Below are 15,076 nucleotides of genomic sequence, written 5' to 3' on the forward strand. Positions count from 1 at the left end.
ATTATTTTTTCTTAAATCTTTTAACAACTGGGGCTTCATTCAAAACTTTGCCATCAGCATCTAATAAATCAATATTTAAACAGAGGCCTTGCAATTCCCGAGCGATCACATTGAAAGCTTCCGGAGTTTGCGGCCGTTGAATTTCTTCGCCCTTAATAATTGATTTGTAAGTACTGGAACGGCCTAACACATCGTCTGATTTAATTGTCAGCATTTCTTGTAAAATATGCGCTGCTCCATAACCTTCCAGCGCCCAGACTTCCATTTCTCCGACGCGCTGACCTCCGAGCTGGGCCTTACCTCCCAAAGGCTGCTGAGTTACTAGCGCATAAGGACCAATCGATCGAGCATGGATTTTATCATCCACCATATGGGCTAACTTCAACATATAGATCATTCCGACCATGGTTTTTTGACCAAAAGCTTCGCCGGTCCGGCCGTCGAAAAGTTGCATCTTACCATTTTCCGGCAAATCTGCTTTGATCAGTTCCTCCACAATACCTTCCATATCTACCCCTTCAAATACCGGGTTGCAAGCATTGAAACCTAGTTTGGCCGCTGCCCAACCCAAATGAGTTTCTAGAACCTGGCCCAAATTCATCCGGGAAATAATTCCCAAAGGATTCAAAATAATATCCACCGGAGTACCATCAGCCATAAACGGCATATCAGCATCTGGCAGTACGCGCGAGATAACTCCTTTATTGCCATGACGCCCAGCCAATTTGTCTCCCACGGAAATTTTACGCATTTGAGCGATATAAACATAAATACGCTTAATTACTCCGACTTCTAACTTATCGCCTTTATCACGATCAAAAATTTTGACCGCCACTACCTTGCCATAACCACCATGTGGCAAATTAAGAGAAGTATCTTTAACATCTTTAACCTTTTCACCAAAAATAGCGCGGAGCAGCCGTTCTTCAGCGGTAAGTTCAGTCTCACCTTTGGGTGTAATTTTACCCACTAAAACATCGCCCGCTTTTACCCGCGCTCCGATCCGGACAACGCCGTCTTCATCCAAATCAGCCACAGCATCTTCTCCGACATTAGGAATATCCCGGGTGGTAATTTCTGGTCCCAGTTTAGTTTCCCGCACATCAATTTCTTCTCTTTTAATATGAATAGAAGTAAAAACATCTTCTTTAACTAAACGATCCGATAAAATAATAGCGTCTTCGTAATTAGCACCTCCCCAGGGCATAAAGGCTACCAGTAAGTTGCGTCCTAAGGCCAACTTACCATTGCGAATAGCCGGACCATCGCACAAAGGATCGCCTTTACTCACTTTTTGTCCTGGTTGCACAATCGGAGTCTGATGTAAATTAGTTTCCAAATTAGACCGTTGGAATTTAGTTAATTTGAAAGTATAGGTTTTATTGTCTTTATCACCTATCAAATCGATCCGCTCAGCATCAACATATTGAATAGTACCGCTGACTGGTGCCATAATCACCCAGCCAGAACCTAGGGCAGCTGGACCCTCCATACCTGTACCCACCAAGGGTATCTGAGGATGCACCAAAGGCACTGCCTGGCGTTGCATATTAGCACCCATGAGCGCTCGTCTCGCATCATCATGTTCAATAAATGGAATTAGGGCTGCCGCGATACTTAATGTCTGGCGAGCAGATACATCCGTATAGTCCAAATGACCGACTGAAGTAGTCACGGGTTCACCTCCGCCCCCTTCACGAGCAACCACGTGATCGACAGTAATTACACCAGCTTCATTATGAGGAATGTTCGGCTGAGCAATTAGCATATTTTCTTCGCCATAAGCATCTAGATAATCAACCTTATTTACGATGCGCGCTTTGACTGGGATAGTGGTAATTTCTTTGTAGTGACTCAAAGCTTCAGCTGTGGCTTCATCAATAGTATCTCTGGCATGTACTACCACTTTCGGACTGCCGGGAGCTAAAATATCTTTAAATACAATGTGTCCAACAGGGGACTTACCATCATTAGGCACCTCATGTACGATGTGCCGATAAGGAGTTTCAATAAATCCGTAACTATTTACCTTGGCAAAAGAAGCTAAATAGCCCACTAAACCAATATTCTGGCCTTCCGGGGTTTGGATCGGACAAATGCGGCCATAATGAGAAGCATGCACATCCCGGACTTCGAAACCGGCCCGTTCATGTGACAACCCTCCCGGTCCCATCGCCGACAACCGCCGCTTATTTTCTAATTCCGCTAGGGGATTATGCTGGTCCATAAACTGCGACAATTGAGAGCTACCAAAGAATTCTTGCAAGACAGCCGTGATTGGTCGAGCATTAATCAACTGGGCTGGGGTTACCGTATGAATATCCGAAACGCTCATCCTGTCCTTGATAATTCTCTCTACCCGCATTAATCCCGTCCGAAACTTATGGAGCACTAATTCACCCACTGCCTTAACGCGGCGATTCTTCAAGTTATCGACATCGTCTGGCAATCCTCCCTCGTTATTTAATCGAATGATCTCTTTCGTAATCGCTACCAGATCTTCAAGCGTCAGTACGCGAAATTCTTTAGTGTTCGGTATATTCAAGCCTAACCGTTTATTTATTTTATAACGACCGACGCCAGACAAATCATAGCGGCGGAAATTCATAAACACATTGTGGAAAAGATTGCGGGCATTATCGACTGTCGCTAAATCCCCCGGCCGCATTTTTTTATAAACTTCTAAAATAGCTTGGTCGCTGGATTTGGATGGATCCCGATCAATGGTTGCCTGAATATAATCCAATTTCGGATTAGTGTTGATATCTTTGAAGGCCTCGATGATTTCACTATCGCTACCTAAACCAAAAGCCCGGAGCAAGGTTGTCAGATAAGTCTTCCGCTTGCGATCAATTTTTACCGTCATTATCCCCTTGCTGTTGGTCTCGATTTCTAGCCAGGCTCCCCTCTCGGGAATGATTTTTACCCCATATTGGCCAAAATTTAAGCCTTCTTCTCGAGTAAACAAGACTCCGGCCGAACGGATCAATTGGGAAATCACGACTCGTTCAACGCCGTTAACAATAAAAGCTCCGGCAGCAGTCATAACGGGAATATCTCCCAGAAAGACTTCCTGCTCTTTTATTTCACCGGTTTCCTTATTAATTAACCGAAGTTTAACCCTAAGGGAGGCCTCATAAGTTAAATCCGAACTCCGCGCCGTGGTTTCATCCACCTTCGGCTCTTCTAAATAATAATCCACAAAATGCAGTTCGAGGTTCTTCCCGGTCAGATCTTCTACTGGACTAACCTCTTCGAATAACTCTTTCAATCCCTCCTTAATAAACCATTGGTAGGAGTCGATCTGAAGAGCATTGAGATCTGGTAAACCAGCCAAATCACGAGCCGGAGCGTACCACTTATCAACAAATTGTGCATTGTCGATAACTGAGATAGAAGGAGTTTTTGCTAGCATAAAAAATTGCCCTTTTGATTATATTCACCAAAAAGCTACAGTGGAAGCCAGAGTTTACAATTTTGTCATACTCTAAAATTAACAACTCTACTAGAGTTTGTCAACAGTTTGGAGCTACCAGAGCTACCAACAACCCAATTATATCTGGAAGATTGGGGATAAATTGGGTTAATTATACCTTATTCAATAGTAAAGTCTTTGCTGGAAATCTCCACGTTATCCACAGAAACTGTTACTGTGTACGTCCCTTTGGGCCACTGGTTCCCGACCCGGTTTAGATCCATCGCAAAAGGCAGATATCCACTGCCGCTGAATTTAGCCGTATAAGTACTGATCACCCGGCCGCTCTCCCAGTGCCGCCAAGCGGCTTTCACTGAAGTGCCCGAGGGAACATTGCTTAAGAGCGCTACTGCATAAATTCTGGGGACAGTCCGGCCAAATTCGGTTTGAGGAGAAATGATCTGATTCTGGCTGTTAATTTCCTCGCCCAAATAAAGACTTTTTACCAAGCCTTTTTTAATAGACACATCAAACTCTTGTTCGCTCACTACTTGGAAGCCGATCTTTTTGGCCAATTGGCGATTAAGTTGAATCGCTACCTCATAATCCCCTCGCGGCCAACTTACCTCATTTAAGGCAATCGATGTAGCCAACCAACTGTTAGTCGGGCTAGTATCGCCAATAAAATCATGGGGACCAGTATCAGCCCGTTTACCAACAAACCATTCAGTAGCAATAGTTTTATTGTTAGTTAAATCAGTCCAGGTAACTTCCACCTGATTACCAGCTGTGCCATTAATAATTTCGACAGCGCAATAAATAACCGGAGCCCGATCTAAAACTTTATCTAACTCCAACACCGGAGAGTTATCTCCATTAACATCGGTAGTGATGGCTGCCTGGCCCACCGTCATGGTTTTGTCTTGATTGTCTTGTTTACAGCTCGGCGCTCCCAACACTAAAAGCAAAGCGATCAAAAAAACTATTTTTCTAATATTCATAATTCCCCCGTGCCGACATATGATCGGCGCGCTCCGATCGTTAGTATCGGAGCCACATTATTATTTAAATATTAAATATTCATTTGCATTAAAGCCGCGATGCGTTTCTGAAGCGGCGGATGAGTTGACCAGGCTTCTTCCATCCCCTTTTTTATTTTCTTAAATGGATCCACAATATACAAGCCGGCGGTAGCCCGATTGGCAAATCTAAGTTGAGTTTTGTCGGTGTCTAATTTAGTTAAAGCGTTGGCCAATCCTTCCGGGTAACGGGTTAGCAGCGCTCCCGATGCATCAGCCAGGTATTCGCGCTGCCGAGAAATGGCCAAATAAATCAACTGGGCAAAAATCGGGGCTAAAATGATAAAAATTAGTCCGATCAGTAACAAAATTCCGTTAGCATTATTATCGTGATTGCGACTCCCGGAACTAAACATTCTTCCGCGCCATATCCAGTCCGCAAGCAGTGTAACCACTCCCAACAAAGTTACTACGACCGTAGATATTAAAATATCATAATTTTTGACATGAGATAATTCGTGGGCAATCACGCCCTCCAGTTCCGTTTTATCTAATTTCTCAATTATCCCAGTGGTTAAAGCAATACTGGCATGTTTAGGATCCCTCCCTACCGCAAACGCATTGGGCGCCGGATCATTGACCAGGTAAACCTTGGGCACCGGCAACCCTGCGGTAATGCACAGATTCTCGACCAGATGCACAATTTGCATCTGTTTAATATCAGTATCATGGCGGACAGGCCTAGCACCAGACAGAGCTAAAATCGTTTTGTCGCCGGCAAAATAACTCCCCCAGCTCATCCCAACACTTAAAACCACTGCCCCTAGCAAAATATCCGGGCTATCCCAATAGACTGACGCAAAGTAGCCCACCGCGATAATCAACACCAAAAAACCAAATATCAAAAAGAATGTTTTCTGGCGATTAGCCGCAATTTGTTTATACATAGTTTAATTAAGCACTGAAATCCACTTTGGGTGCTTCTCTTTCCGCCGGATTCTCATCGAGATCAAAGAAATCCGCTTTCTTAAAACCCAAGGCGTTCACAAATAAACTAGTGGGGAAAACCTCTTGCCGCGTATTAAAATCCTTCACATTGTTGTTATAAAACCGGCGCGCCGACATAATCTTGTTTTCAGTATCAGATAGTTCTTCCTGTAAGGCCAAAAAGTTTTCATTCGCCTTTAACACGGGATAATTTTCTGCCACCGCAAACAAAGACTTCAGAGTGTCACTGAGATGATTTTCTACGCGGGCTTTTTCTTTCAAATCCCCTCCCGGTACTCCCATCGCCGCCGTGCGCGCTTCGGTGACTTTTTCAAATAGTTCTTTTTCATGCGCGGCATAGCCCTTAACGGCATTGATCAAATTGGGGATTAGATCGTAGCGCCGCTTCAGCTGTACATCAATATCGCTAAAGGCTTCCTTCACCCGGTTGCGCAATACCACCAGGCCATTGAATATGCCGATCAGCCACAGGGCGACTACGGCAACCGCAATAACCAAAACCCACAAAAATGTATTCATATAGATAAGTTAAAAGTAAATTATGAGCTCTGTTATTATACTCTTTTATTTACCGGTCTGCACCGGCAATACCCAGGTATAAATGGTCTTCTTAACTTCACTTAAAGTGAGATATCTCGCCCAGTCGTCCTGCCACCAGCCGTTTTTCCGCCACAGCGAATCCGTCGAAGAATGGTTGATAATTTTTACCGGCAACCCTTTTAGGACTTTAGTGAAAGCCATATTCGCCCGGCGTTGATGATAAGGCGAAGTGACTAAAATGATTTTAGTAAATTTTTTCTCTGCAATAATATCGCGGACAAATTTAGCATTATCCAGTGTGTTGGTGGCCTCTTCTTCTACTAGAATCTTGGTTTTAGGTATCCCCATAGCGATGGCGATCTGTTTCATAGCTACCGCATTAGACACGCCTTCGTCCCGCGCCGCTCCCGACATAATTAGTAAGGGAGCCCAGCCGTTTTCGAATAAATCTACCGCCTCAGCCACGCGTTGGCGCGTCTCACCTCCCGAAATCGCTACAATCACATCCGCTTTTTCCAAAGGATCCTGCGGGGACAAGAAAAATCCTGCCCCAATTACTCCGCCCACCACTACGGCAGCCAGACAGATGATCACTCCGATTGTGCCTAACACCCATTTCATCTACTCTGAAGTATTTTGAACTGTATTGGTCGAATTATCCACCGGAGTAGCATCATTGGCGATGGTTGGCGTTTCACTGTTACTGGCAGGGGAATTAGTTTGATTATTTACAGTATTATCTGTCGAATTGTCTATAGTATTATCGGTGGTATTAGTTTCGTTTTGGATTGTTTCGTTAGATACATCGATTTTATGCATAAAAGTAGAAGCAATCAGTCCACGAAAGGCAAAGATTAAAAAGATAGCACTAAAAAAGAGTGACCATAACACCAAAAAGGCAAACGGATCTTCTTGGTATTTTTGCTTCACCCGATACTTATATTTCCGACTCAATTTCTCGTAACTTCTCATATCTAAAATTATACACTACCCTACCCATTGTCATTCTGAATTTCTCCTCTGTCATCCTCGGACTGGACCCGAGGATCCAGGCCTGCCTGCCTCGCCGGCAAGGCGGGGATTCCCGATCGAGTCGGGAATGACACCCATACAAAAAACCCGCCCTTTTTAAGGGCGGGTATAAAAACAACACCTAGGTTTGCGGGCTGCTCTCAGTACGGTTCAGACTTGATAATTGCAAAGAAATTATCCTGCATGATCAGATTGAGCTACCGAGTTCCTCCGATCTTATTTTTGTACTGAGTGGAAATCCATGATGTCACGAGCAACCGGGAGCGCATAATTCAATGTTTTCTTGATCCATTTACAAAGACTCAGGAGTTCATCTTTGCCGGCATAATGAGGGTCATCGTATGACATCCTCTCTATACAGCCCGGGTCATCATCGAAGGCTCCACTATCGATTTTTCCTTCTGGGTCTGCCTCGCGCAGTGCATTTAGTACCACACCAGGAGTAATCACGCACTGGCTAGCTACTACAACAGGCAGTTCGGCCTCTATTTTGTAAGAGGTCTCATTCCTAATCGTTTTCTCGACAATTATCTTGGCAGTAGCACCGATATTGTCCGGAGGTTCTGGCTCCCATTTAACCTCTGCCTCCAAAGTGATGTTTACTGTTGGCAAGAAGCCCTGTTCTTGCCGCCGTCTATTAGTTTTAAAGTGCTGCATTTTTTCTCCCTCCAAGGAGAATGTTAATACTTCCCAGCCCCACGGCAAATTTAAGCCGATATACCAGGAAGAAGTTTAGAGATAAATAGGCGATTTGTCTCCAAGCTTCTGCCTAGAAAACTAAAAATTCACAGGAAGAAAAGCTGTGTGGTAAAAACTTTCTCCCCTAGGAAAGTAACTAATTTTTAACTCCTGAAATGCCGCAAATCCCCTCTCAACCTTATATTTTTATCTTACTCCAAAATTACCTATCTGTCAAGAGTTTTTAGGCTCCCAGAGCTGATAAATAACATACCGAGGTTAGCGACTAGCATTTAAGAAGAACTGTCTACCTACCCCAGCCAATAATGTTTATCCAAACCACAAAAAGCGGTGTTTGTCAATAATCAGGCAATAAAAAAAGAAGGCGCCTGGTTCGACGCCTCCTTAGCATTTTTTTTGAGGAGTTTTAGTGGTAAGATTTTGCCTTAGCGCATTAGAGCCTAAGATGTATGACGCCAGGTTGACTGCCGCTACACTGTTTAGCTCATTTATCCGCATTTGGGATTCTTTCCTAAGCGTCCTTAGGTAGTATTTGGATCCCCTATCAAGTTTGGATCTAACCACAGACGAGTACCACAGAGTGATGAGCCAAGCCACCAATCTCCCCTCCGACGGAGGCATGACCAATTTTTTGGTCCTATGACTTTGTTGGCACAACTTCCACACTCTCTCGCGCAGACTCCCCTCTCTCCTCAGTCACGGATACCTCTTGGAAGGCATCCGACTAATTATCTATTTAACATTTAAAAGGTTCAAATGGATGCTTTGATTGTATATAAAACTTGCAATTATTGTCAAATTGATCAGTTAATATTACTGTCATTAGTAGAATTATTAGATTTTTGGATTAAATATCTTTGATTGATGGTGTTGTCGTCGTAAGTTTGGAGTAATTTAGCTTGGCCGTTCAAAATAGCTTCAATTTCGCCTCTAAACATATAATTCATGTGCATCAGCGGCATTATTTTTAGTCGCCGATAACAAAATTCTTTCGATATACCTAAGTTAGTCAATAAATAATAAATTTGCCCTCGGATTTTTAATAATGTTGTTTTGATGGGAGAAAACCCCGGCACTGACGGTAATTGAAAATATAAAATTCCGCCCGGTTTTAAAATCCGCACAAATTCGTGAATAAAATTCTTGATAATTTCTTTATCGGGAATATGTTGCAGTGTAATCAATGAACAAATTAAATCAAATTTTTCTGAATCAAAACACGATAAATCATTGGCCGTATTTTGCATAAAAATTATGTGCGGATTATCCTGATGTAATTTTCGGGCGGTTGCCAACATCGTGGCAGAAATATCTACTCCGTAAACTTTAGTAAAATGTGCGGCCAGCGCGCGCGTCAGTCGGCCAATCCCACAGCCAAAATCCAAGGCCTCCCCCATGTTTAACTCGATGCCCAGATTTTTAATGTAGGTTAAAAACTTATCGATATCTTTTTCGCCGGTAGCAAAAAACTCAGTGCTATCCCACCGGCTCTGCTTTTTCTGCGTATCAGTGGTTAAAATCGCCCATTCCGGATTCAGCTGAGCTAAATTTTCCCAATCTTGCTGATATTTGGATGTAACTGCCATTATTCTTGTTCTACAGGATAGTCTTCCATTGGTGGACGAGATCCTCCTTCGCCTTTCAGGCTGCGGACGGACAGGGAGGACCTATAAACTACTTTCAATTTCACCAGGATTTACCACCCTACAAAAGTAGGGTAACAAATCCTGGTGGACGAGAGAGGACTTGAACCTCCACGAGATTGCTCTCACTGGAACCTGAATCCAGCGCGTCTGCCATTCCGCCACTCGTCCATGGAGGCCTGGAGCGGAGTCGAACCGCTGTGCGAGGTTTTGCAGACCTCTGCCTAACCGCTCGGCCACCAGGCCATCTAATAAAAATTAAACTACCAGGTTATCAGTTATAGTTTATCTCTTTAATTACTGCGGACAAAATTTTTTCTGGAGCGGACGAGCGGAATCGAACCGCCATCTCAACCTTGGCAAGGTTGCATAATAACCACTATACGACGCCCGCACTTGTATGTATTGTAATGAAAATTGTTGGTGCCGCGGGACGGGATCGGACCGCCGACGCATGCCTCTTCCGAAGCATTGGACTATCTTATTCTCCATTTTATAAGTAAATGGAGATTGGGCGCTGATGCGGGGTTATCGTTGGGGCTCACCCGCTAGTCTCTACACCTTCCTCGCTACTATGTACCCGGCGAGGCTTGGCTCGGGATTGTCGCGCATATATCGTATATTGTGCTCGATGTTCCCCGAATTCACCCAATTTTTCAATCCCAGTTACCTGGGAAAGCCCCGAAGAATCCAGGGCATCGCTCTACCACTGAGCTACCGCGGCATTACTTATAGCATTATAACAAAATATTCACGACAGAGAACTATATCATATAGTAATATAGTAATTGGAATTGAAAAAATGTTTAGGGCACTTAGCTCAGTTGGCTAGAGCGCTTGGTTTACATCCAAGAGGTCAGGGGTTCGAGCCCCTTAGTGCCCACCAGGGCGAGTGGTGGAATGGTATACACGCGGCACTTAAAATGCCGTGCCGTAAGGCTTGTGGGTTCGAGTCCCACCTTGCCCACCATGGACGGGTGGCGGAATGGCAGACGCGCTAGGTTAAGGGCCTAGTGGGAGCAATCTCGTGGAGGTTCAAGTCCTCTCCCGTCCACCAGAAAAGGTACACAGATAATAACAGTATTACCATTGCCTGTTCCTTTATAGTAGAATGATATCATGCGTAAAAGAAGTTGGACTGTAGTAGAACTAAAGCAAGCTGTTAGAAAATCTTTCAGTGTGCGTCAAGTGTTATTGAAATTAGGACTACGTCCCGCTGGCGGTAATTACGAACAGATTCAACAATACATCAAAGAATGTAAGTTAGATGCAAATCATTTTCGCGGCAAAGGTTGGAATGCGGGCATGACTGGGATTGGCAAACCGCGAATTCCGTTAGAAAAAATTTTAGTTAGAAATAGTAACTTCCAAAGTTTCAAACTTAAAAAAAGATTATTCTGTACCGGACTGAAACCACGACATTGTGAACTGTGTGGTTGGGCTCAACATAGTGTCACGGGACACTTACCTTTAGAATTAGATCATATCAATGGTGATAGACACGATAACCGTATCAAGAATCTTAGAATCCTCTGCCCGAATTGTCATAGTTTAACCGAAACGTACCGGGGCAAGAAGCGTAAAAATTAGAAATATGGATTACTAGCTCGCCTGCCCGCTCGTAATATTATAAATAATTATTAATATACAAAATCTCCCCGCGAAGCGGGGAGGTTTCAACTGAATGAACAGGTAGTCAGTTTCACTGAGGATGTTATACAAAAGGTGGTGCATCCCAATCGATATATTCCGCTGTTGCAGAGACATTCTCGATCAGGGATACAACACGCCATGCACAGCGTTCGCACCCGAGAATATGAGGATGTTCGATGCCACTGACATCCGTAGCGATCTCACACAATTCGAGATCATTCAAACAACCGTCTGGTGCTTTGCGCACCAAGTTTGGGAGTTGTTCATGTACAATCCATAGATAATATTGATCGGATCTCGAAATCAAGATATCCGCGCAGTCATTCTGCACAAACAAACCCACTTGTTGTTTATTGTCTTCAAACAAAGAAACAATTCGCAGATCGCCCAATTTCTGGACAAAAAGACAAGTCGGCATGACTTTTGCCTTTGTGGTTGATCCAGCATTCGTCACGCTTGATAATGGCCCGACTTCCCAGATGTGATAAAAACCATCTCTTGGTTCAATGAATTCGACAGGGATAGTTTCTCCTCTGAAGCGTCGCTTGCATACGCGATCAAACATGTTAGCCACCAGTATCATCTCCTTTTTTTCAAGTTTATATCCAGTTCAAAAAAATAACTGAATATTTTATTAGGTGGATAGCGGAATGAATCTGACTGGATGGACAGGCCGAGAAACAGTGTTTAGAGGAGAGAGATTTTTTAAATCACTCACACTGCTGTCCCGATCTGCTCCCGTACAAGAATAAATTCTGCACGGGGTAAAATTCCGTCAAATTCACTCCGCCATCAACCCAAAACCAAATATCTACTCAATCTAAATTATATAGTGAAATCAAATGTAAAAAAGAATGAAGGGGCCTCTTGCACGAGGCCCCATGATGAACAATGTACTTAACTCTCATCCATTAAGAATGAGTTTGGAGGCGACGAAGTGCGCCTCCCTGCAGTGGTAGCATCTACTTTTTTCCAGAGCAGATGCTACTATCCCTGCGTACGACTCAGCGAAAATTACATCTCCCAACCAGCCAGATGGCTGGGCGTGGGAGAGCTTCAACTCTCCCACTAAAATTGGGAAGTTCTTTGTCCAGCCCCAGAGCTGAACTGAACCTTCCCACTCGTCTCGCCACCTGCGAAGGTGGCAAATGATGACATCCCCATAGTGGGGATACCAGTGAAACAAAGCATGCCCTGCACAGGCATACCCCCGGTTGGTCGCCCAACCGGGTACGAGCGCCTCACCGGTAGATCCGGCAACTAACCAGACCTCCCCCGTGTTCGTATGTCCCCCCCCGGATTCCTCCAGGAGGAGATCGATCTCTCGGGAATCAAGCCCCGAGAGATCTCCACAGCATGATGGGAGATCATCCATGTATCGAACGACCTCCCCCTTGACCTTTAGGGTCCCGTTGCCTGGCAACGTGACCCTTGTTTTCCGTGGAGGGCGGGGCTCTTCGCCATATCCCATCGGGATTTCTCCCGGCGGGAATTTGTTTACTTCACTTTCGGGTTCTGCTGGGATTTCTCCCGGCGGGATGACAATATTATCCATTTTTCGCTCCGCCCCTTGACCGGTTTACAGGGCGTTCCGGTTATATTTCTCTCCTAATGGAGAGTCAGTTCATCACAAAATAGATTGTGAGGAAGTGACTCTCCACAAGAGAAATGACTTTCAATTTTCAAGATTCGTTTTAAGAGATTGCTCCCTCATCTGAAGTTACCATTTAATAACCTCAATGATAAATTCGGATGAAGGCGGGAGAGTTGGTTGCTATGCTATCGCATAACCGCAACTCTCCCATTTTCGGGTTTTTATTTTAAGTGGCAACCCGATCGGTTCCACCGCCCTATGGCGCCAATCCAGCTTTCGCTGCAGAGGCATAAGGGCAACAAATTCAGGAAATAAAGGTACTACTTATTAGGGGAATGTCCAGCCGATCATGGCGGACACCTCCTTTTCAAGCCAGTTACTCGCTACTCTCCTCTTTGAACACTGGTAATTTGGGCCACTCCGGATTATCCTCCAGACCCGGAGTATTTTTCGGTAACACTGGTTTCATTACCAGCTTATCGTCCATCGAATTTCGGACAATAATTGGTAATGAATATTGTTCTGCTAGTTCTTCAGCCTTTATTCGTGCGGCTAAATGAACTGCACCCGAATTGGCCAAAAAAGCAAATGTCCATACTTCTGTGCCTTTTTCAAACCGATAAAAGTTAAAACTTACCGGTTTGCTGTCGGGTGTTATGGGCCCGGTGAAGCATGTGTACATTATAATTCCGCCTTATATTCCGGGGAGGCCCCCAGAGATTGACAACCGATGATTCGGTTGTCCTTATCCCTGATTGTCTCGTTTGTCACGAAACAATCAGTCCTTCCCTGTGACCACGCTTTCTTAGCGCATGTCAGGGAGACAATATAAACTGTCCCTTCCTCCGGCTCCGGAAGTCCAGATATCTCCCCCATTACAGTTCGAGAAAGGGGGATTCTAGTACCTCTCAGAAAACTACTGTGAATCGTTTCTGACTCACACCGAGCTGCCGCCCCAGTGCTAGGGATATGCAAAGGATACAGACAACCCTTTGGGTTTATCCCATCATAATTACCATCGCCGGTCCCATCTTGCAACATAATTGTCACTTCATGGGGGGTGAGATTAATGATCCTCGTGTTGAGCGGGTTGGCCACCCAATATGGCCATTTATCGACCTTGCGGCCGAAATTACCGCTATTGAAGTTAACTACTCCACAGCTTACATCACAGTGACGCCCCAGTGCTTCTTCAATTGTTTCGGCTGCTTCCAGCCATGCCTCGAGAATAATCTCCTCATCCATATAAAGCCCATCTGTGTTTTCCCACGGACGTCTTCTGGTAACAATGTATTGATTTTCCATCTTTTTGATCCTTCCCTATTTTCCTGCCCGGAAAGGTGGGCGCGTATTTTTGCTCTTCATAGAGAGCAATTTAGATACAAAATAATTTATACCCAAATTGCTCTCCACAAGAGAAATGATTTCAATTTTCAAGATTCGTTTTGAGAGCAAGCTCTCATCTGAATTCACTACAGTGGTAATGAACTCGGATGAGAGGGGGAGTTCTGGAATTGAACCAGTAACTCCCCTCGTGCAGGGGTTGCTATTTGGTGGTGCAGGTGCACAGTTTCTCTTCTTCAGGAGAAATGTGCATTAGGGGAAAATTTCCCCCAGGATCATGCCCGATGGGGGCCGATCTTACAAGATCGTGCACCGGGCACAACGGCTGGATTGACTCCAGCTCTTCGGCAGAAATTTCGCCCTGAAACTGGGCAATTTCTCCGTCGATAATGCGATATCGATATTTCATTTATTTATCTCCTCAAGGTTCGGCCCCCGCAGGGGCAAATTTGAGAGTTTTTAACTCTCATCTGAATTCACTACAGTGGTAATGAACTCGGATGAGAGGGGGATTTATGACTCCCCCACTGTCATGAACAAGAGTCGGAAATTGGCGTTATCACGCATACTTATATCCGCCGTTGCCGAGGGATATTTTCCTACTATTTAGAGTTTCATCCCAGCTCTTGCTGCCACCGTCGAATGAATCAGCGGCAGAAGAATACCACGCATCATTATTTGCGGGTTCTGTTTCGACAGCTTCGTTGTCGCTGTCATCGTTGTGATTCTCCATTTGATCTCCTCCATAGAGATTCTTTTTTGCAATGTTCTCCTCGTTGCCGAGGGAGTGGCGAAGATGAGAAGCCGAACAGTGCGAAAGGCTAAATAAATATTTGCCTCGCTGTCAGCCGAACACCTCCTCCTCGCTACTCCCCGGACAAAACATACTGGAGATCCTGAATCCGAACTTGGCCTCTGGCCAGTCGGTCCAGGATGACGGAAGGAAAACAAAAAACGGTCGGGAGATATCTCCTAGAAGTTTTTAACAACTAAAGGAGAGATCACCTGACCGCTCTTTACTTTACTCTCTCCTCTTAGTTAGAAAGTCTAATTTTTAATAGGTTGGTTTACTGCTCTAATCAGTAACTCACCCTTATACTTTAAGGATACTACAGATTCAGTTTTCTGT

Annotated in this window: 15 protein-coding genes and 6 tRNA genes; 4 read left to right on the plus strand and 17 right to left on the minus strand. The window is 44.5% G+C overall.

Features of this window, described 5'->3' with window-relative positions; translation table 11 throughout:
* Position 1: 1 nt before the first annotated feature.
* The 11 genes from WC805_01655 to WC805_01705 form a co-directional block, all read right to left on the minus strand.
* The gene (locus tag WC805_01655) at positions 2 to 3,415 is read right to left on the minus strand and encodes a DNA-directed RNA polymerase subunit beta (protein MFA5967210.1); all 3,414 of its coding nucleotides are present in this window, start codon (positions 3,413 to 3,415) and stop codon (positions 2 to 4) included.
* Positions 3,416 to 3,594: 179 nt separating this feature from the next.
* Positions 3,595 to 4,416, minus strand: a complete 822-nt coding sequence (locus WC805_01660; GenBank protein MFA5967211.1) for a hypothetical protein — start codon at positions 4,414 to 4,416, stop codon at positions 3,595 to 3,597.
* Between the two features lie 71 nt (positions 4,417 to 4,487).
* Positions 4,488 to 5,381 carry a M48 family metallopeptidase gene (locus WC805_01665; protein ID MFA5967212.1) on the minus strand — a complete coding sequence of 298 codons (894 nt, stop codon included), beginning with the start codon at positions 5,379 to 5,381 and terminating at the stop codon, positions 4,488 to 4,490.
* Between the two features lie 7 nt (positions 5,382 to 5,388).
* Positions 5,389 to 5,961, minus strand: coding sequence for a LemA family protein (locus WC805_01670; protein ID MFA5967213.1), 573 nt, complete (start codon positions 5,959 to 5,961; stop codon positions 5,389 to 5,391).
* Between the two features lie 45 nt (positions 5,962 to 6,006).
* A complete protein-coding gene (locus WC805_01675; GenBank protein ID MFA5967214.1) occupies positions 6,007 to 6,603 on the minus strand; it encodes a YdcF family protein in 597 nt (198 codons plus the stop codon).
* Positions 6,604 to 6,954, minus strand: a complete 351-nt coding sequence (locus WC805_01680) for a hypothetical protein (protein ID MFA5967215.1) — start codon at positions 6,952 to 6,954, stop codon at positions 6,604 to 6,606.
* A 276-nt stretch (positions 6,955 to 7,230) separates the two neighbouring features.
* Positions 7,231 to 7,719: a hypothetical protein gene (locus tag WC805_01685; protein MFA5967216.1), complete on the minus strand. Its 489-nt coding sequence runs from the start codon at positions 7,717 to 7,719 to the stop codon at positions 7,231 to 7,233.
* Between the two features lie 797 nt (positions 7,720 to 8,516).
* On the minus strand, positions 8,517 to 9,299 hold the full coding sequence (locus WC805_01690; GenBank protein MFA5967217.1) for a class I SAM-dependent methyltransferase: 783 nt from the start codon (positions 9,297 to 9,299) through the stop codon (positions 8,517 to 8,519).
* A gap of 142 nt (positions 9,300 to 9,441) precedes the next feature.
* Positions 9,442 to 9,527 (minus strand) — tRNA-Leu (locus tag WC805_01695).
* 1 nt (position 9,528) lies between these two features.
* Positions 9,529 to 9,602 (minus strand) — tRNA-Cys (locus WC805_01700).
* 73 nt (positions 9,603 to 9,675) lie between these two features.
* A tRNA-Gly gene (locus WC805_01705) sits at positions 9,676 to 9,750 on the minus strand.
* A gap of 415 nt (positions 9,751 to 10,165) precedes the next feature.
* Between WC805_01705 and WC805_01710 the strand changes: the two genes are divergently transcribed.
* The 4 genes from WC805_01710 to WC805_01725 all read left to right on the plus strand — a co-directional run bounded on the left by WC805_01710 (position 10,166) and on the right by WC805_01725 (position 10,946).
* Positions 10,166 to 10,242, plus strand: a tRNA-Val gene (locus tag WC805_01710).
* Positions 10,243 to 10,326: transfer RNA gene (locus WC805_01715), tRNA-Leu, on the plus strand.
* Position 10,327: 1 nt separating this feature from the next.
* Positions 10,328 to 10,413: transfer RNA gene (locus WC805_01720), tRNA-Leu, on the plus strand.
* Positions 10,414 to 10,475: 62 nt separating this feature from the next.
* Positions 10,476 to 10,946, plus strand: coding sequence for an HNH endonuclease signature motif containing protein (locus tag WC805_01725; protein ID MFA5967218.1), 471 nt, complete (start codon positions 10,476 to 10,478; stop codon positions 10,944 to 10,946).
* Positions 10,947 to 11,070: 124 nt separating this feature from the next.
* Here the strand turns inward: WC805_01725 and WC805_01730 are convergent, their stop codons facing one another.
* The 6 genes from WC805_01730 to WC805_01755 form a co-directional block, all read right to left on the minus strand.
* Positions 11,071 to 11,583: a hypothetical protein gene (locus tag WC805_01730; GenBank protein MFA5967219.1), complete on the minus strand. Its 513-nt coding sequence runs from the start codon at positions 11,581 to 11,583 to the stop codon at positions 11,071 to 11,073.
* A gap of 330 nt (positions 11,584 to 11,913) precedes the next feature.
* Positions 11,914 to 12,564: a hypothetical protein gene (locus tag WC805_01735; protein MFA5967220.1), complete on the minus strand. Its 651-nt coding sequence runs from the start codon at positions 12,562 to 12,564 to the stop codon at positions 11,914 to 11,916.
* A gap of 415 nt (positions 12,565 to 12,979) precedes the next feature.
* Positions 12,980 to 13,285 (minus strand): hypothetical protein, encoded by a 306-nt coding sequence (locus tag WC805_01740; GenBank protein MFA5967221.1) that lies wholly within the window; start codon positions 13,283 to 13,285, stop codon positions 12,980 to 12,982.
* Complete coding sequence (locus WC805_01745; protein MFA5967222.1) at positions 13,285 to 13,908, minus strand: hypothetical protein; 624 nt, start codon at positions 13,906 to 13,908, stop codon at positions 13,285 to 13,287. The genes WC805_01740 and WC805_01745 overlap by 1 nt, the downstream gene beginning before the upstream one ends.
* Positions 13,909 to 14,149: 241 nt before the next feature.
* Positions 14,150 to 14,356, minus strand: a complete 207-nt coding sequence (locus WC805_01750) for a hypothetical protein (GenBank protein MFA5967223.1) — start codon at positions 14,354 to 14,356, stop codon at positions 14,150 to 14,152.
* 150 nt (positions 14,357 to 14,506) lie between these two features.
* Complete coding sequence (locus tag WC805_01755; protein MFA5967224.1) at positions 14,507 to 14,680, minus strand: hypothetical protein; 174 nt, start codon at positions 14,678 to 14,680, stop codon at positions 14,507 to 14,509.
* Positions 14,681 to 15,076 lie beyond the last annotated feature (396 nt).

It is taken from the genome of Patescibacteria group bacterium (assembly GCA_041659905.1).
Classification (GTDB): Bacteria; Patescibacteriota; Kazan-3B-28; order Kazan-3B-28; family UBA10110; genus UBA10110.

Excerpts from the sequence above, each read along its gene's own strand:
- WC805_01750 (MFA5967223.1), bottom strand. The coding sequence starts at position 14,356 with ATGAAATATCGATATCGCATTATCGACGGAGAAATTGCCCAGTTTCAG.
- WC805_01675 (MFA5967214.1), bottom strand. The coding sequence starts at position 6,603 with ATGAAATGGGTGTTAGGCACAATCGGAGTGATCATCTGTCTGGCTGCC.
- WC805_01660 (MFA5967211.1), bottom strand. The coding sequence starts at position 4,416 with ATGAATATTAGAAAAATAGTTTTTTTGATCGCTTTGCTTTTAGTGTTG.
- WC805_01680 (MFA5967215.1), bottom strand. The coding sequence starts at position 6,954 with ATGAGAAGTTACGAGAAATTGAGTCGGAAATATAAGTATCGGGTGAAG.
- WC805_01690 (MFA5967217.1), bottom strand. The coding sequence starts at position 9,299 with ATGGCAGTTACATCCAAATATCAGCAAGATTGGGAAAATTTAGCTCAG.
- WC805_01665 (MFA5967212.1), bottom strand. The coding sequence starts at position 5,381 with ATGTATAAACAAATTGCGGCTAATCGCCAGAAAACATTCTTTTTGATA.
- WC805_01755 (MFA5967224.1), bottom strand. The coding sequence starts at position 14,680 with ATGGAGAATCACAACGATGACAGCGACAACGAAGCTGTCGAAACAGAA.
- WC805_01655 (MFA5967210.1), bottom strand. The coding sequence starts at position 3,415 with ATGCTAGCAAAAACTCCTTCTATCTCAGTTATCGACAATGCACAATTT.
- WC805_01740 (MFA5967221.1), bottom strand. The coding sequence starts at position 13,285 with ATGTACACATGCTTCACCGGGCCCATAACACCCGACAGCAAACCGGTA.
- WC805_01725 (MFA5967218.1), top strand. The coding sequence starts at position 10,476 with ATGCGTAAAAGAAGTTGGACTGTAGTAGAACTAAAGCAAGCTGTTAGA.
- WC805_01670 (MFA5967213.1), bottom strand. The coding sequence starts at position 5,961 with ATGAATACATTTTTGTGGGTTTTGGTTATTGCGGTTGCCGTAGTCGCC.
- WC805_01745 (MFA5967222.1), bottom strand. The coding sequence starts at position 13,908 with ATGGAAAATCAATACATTGTTACCAGAAGACGTCCGTGGGAAAACACA.
- WC805_01735 (MFA5967220.1), bottom strand. The coding sequence starts at position 12,564 with ATGGATAATATTGTCATCCCGCCGGGAGAAATCCCAGCAGAACCCGAA.